The organism is Streptomyces sp. SKN60, from assembly GCF_026236535.1.
Lineage (GTDB): Bacteria > Actinomycetota > Actinomycetes > Streptomycetales > Streptomycetaceae > Streptomyces.
Window position 1 is genome coordinate 1 of sequence record NZ_JAHTMW010000057.1, and the last position, 857, is coordinate 857.

At 72.7% G+C, this 857-nt stretch carries 1 protein-coding gene; it reads left to right on the forward strand.

Going from position 1 to position 857, the window contains the following annotated elements:
- Window positions 1-857, forward strand: an 857-nt coding sequence (locus KV205_RS35930) for a methylmalonyl-CoA mutase family protein (protein ID WP_265869242.1), incomplete at both ends; no start/stop codon positions are given.

Sequence of the window (857 nt, forward strand, 5' to 3'; positions counted from 1 at the left end):
GCCGTCGCCGCCGGCATGGACGTGGACGACTTCGCGCCGCGCCTCTCCTTCTTCTTCGTGGCGCGGACCACGATCCTGGAGGAGGTCGCCAAGTTCCGGGCGGCCCGCCGGATCTGGGCGCGGGTGATGCGGGACGAGTTCGGCGCGAAGAACCCCAAGTCGCTGATGCTCCGCTTCCACACCCAGACCGCCGGGGTGCAGCTCACCGCGCAGCAGCCCGAGGTCAATCTGGTGCGGGTCGCCGTCCAGGGCCTCGCCGCGGTCCTCGGCGGCACCCAGTCGCTGCACACCAACTCCTTCGACGAGGCCATCGCGCTCCCGACGGACAAGTCGGCCCGCCTGGCGCTGCGCACCCAGCAGGTCCTCGCGTACGAGACGGACGTGACGGCCACCGTCGACCCCTTCGCCGGCTCGTACGTGGTGGAGTCGATGACCGACCAGGTCGAGGCCGCCGCCCTGGGGCTGATGCGGAAGGTCGCGGACCTGGGCGGCGCGGTGCACGCGATCGAGCGCGGCTTCCAGAAGAACGAGATCGAGCGCTCCGCGTACCGGATCGCACAGGAGACCGACTCCGGCGAGCGGGTCGTCGTCGGCGTCAACCGCTTCACCGTGGACGTCGAGGAGCCGTACGAGCCGCTGCGCGTCGACCCGGCGATCGAGGCCCAGCAGGCCGAACGCCTCGCCCGGCTGCGCGCCGAGCGCGACCGGGGCGCGGTGGACACGGCGCTGGCCGAGCTCCGCAAGGCCGCCGCGGGCACGGACAACGTGCTCTACCCGATGAAGGCGGCGCTCAAGGCGCGGGCCACGGTGGGCGAGGTCTGCGACGCGCTGCGCGCGGTGTGGGGCACGTACGTCCC